We start from the raw sequence: 1,053 nt of genomic DNA, 5'->3' as shown, positions 1-1,053 counted from the left end.
CGTCCCGGGGGCGGCGGGGGCCGCTTACCGTGGGCGGGACGTCGGGACGGGGAGGTAGTCGGTGGGTACGTGGGTACGGACGTTCCACGCGGTGCGGGAGGCGCGGGCGCGGGTGGTGTGCTTTCCGCACGCGGGCGGTGCGGCCAGCGCGTACCACAAGCTGTCGGCGGGGCTGGCGCAGACCGGCGTGCAGGCGGTCGCAGTGCAGTACCCGGGGCGGCAGGACCGCTTCCGGGAGAGCTGCGCGGAGCGGCTGGAGACCGTGGTGGACGCCGTGCTGGCGGAGCTGTCGGAGGCGTACGACGACGGGGCGCCGCAGGCGTTGTTCGGGCACAGCATGGGGGCGGTGATCGCGTTCGAGGCGGCGCGGCGGCTGGAGGCGGAGGGGCGCGGCCCCTCGGTGCTCTTCGTGTCGGGCCGGCAGGCGCCCTCGCTGCCCTGGCCGCCGCCGGGGACGCGGTCGCTGCGGGACGCCGACGACGCGGAGCTGGTGCGCGAGCTGACGGCGCTGTCCGGCGACACGGCCGCCGCGCTGGCCCACCCGGAGCTGCTGGCCTTCGCGCTGCCGGCGCTGCGGGGCGACTACCGGATGCTGGAGGACCACCGGTACGTGCCGGGGCCCCGGCTGTCCTGCCCGGTGGTCGCGCTGGCCGGGGACCAGGACCCACGGGTGGAGGTGGCGAACGTCGCCCGGTGGGAGGAGGAGACCCGGGGCGGGTTCGGGATGCGGGTGCTGCCCGGTGGGCACTTCTTCGTCCAGGAGCAGGTGGACGAGGTGGTGAAGGCCGTCGCGGGACGGATGTGAGCCGCCGCACCGGCCCCTGACCGCCCTGGGTAGGGTCGGGGGCGAGCGGCCGGAACCAGGGAGTGGACGTGGACGACGAGCAGGGGGGCCGTACGCCCGAGGCCGACGGCGTCGCGAGACCCCAGGCGGCCGCCCCCGGTCGCCGACGGGCCTACCGCCTGGCGCTCGTCGGCGTCCCCGTCGCCGTCGCCGCCTCCCTCGTCCTCACCTTCCTCTTCTCCGGGGACGGGGTGGGCGTGCCCCCGCCC

The 1,053-nt window shown here is 77.0% G+C and carries 2 protein-coding genes; both read left to right on the top strand.

Features of this window, described 5'->3' with window-relative positions; translation table 11 throughout:
- Positions 1–61: 61 nt before the first annotated feature.
- Positions 62–805 (top strand): thioesterase II family protein, encoded by a 744-nt coding sequence (locus C6N75_RS27265; RefSeq protein ID WP_105871538.1) that lies wholly within the window; start codon positions 62–64, stop codon positions 803–805.
- A 68-nt stretch (positions 806–873) separates the two neighbouring features.
- Positions 874–1,053: hypothetical protein (locus tag C6N75_RS27260; RefSeq protein WP_146132690.1), on the top strand; the 180-nt coding region annotated here is incomplete at its 3' end.

This window comes from Streptomyces solincola (assembly GCF_002982015.1).
In the GTDB taxonomy this organism is placed as follows: domain Bacteria; phylum Actinomycetota; class Actinomycetes; order Streptomycetales; family Streptomycetaceae; genus Streptomyces; species Streptomyces solincola.
The sequence above is the reverse complement of the archived record's forward strand: the minus strand, read 5'-3'. Positions and strand labels throughout refer to the sequence as shown.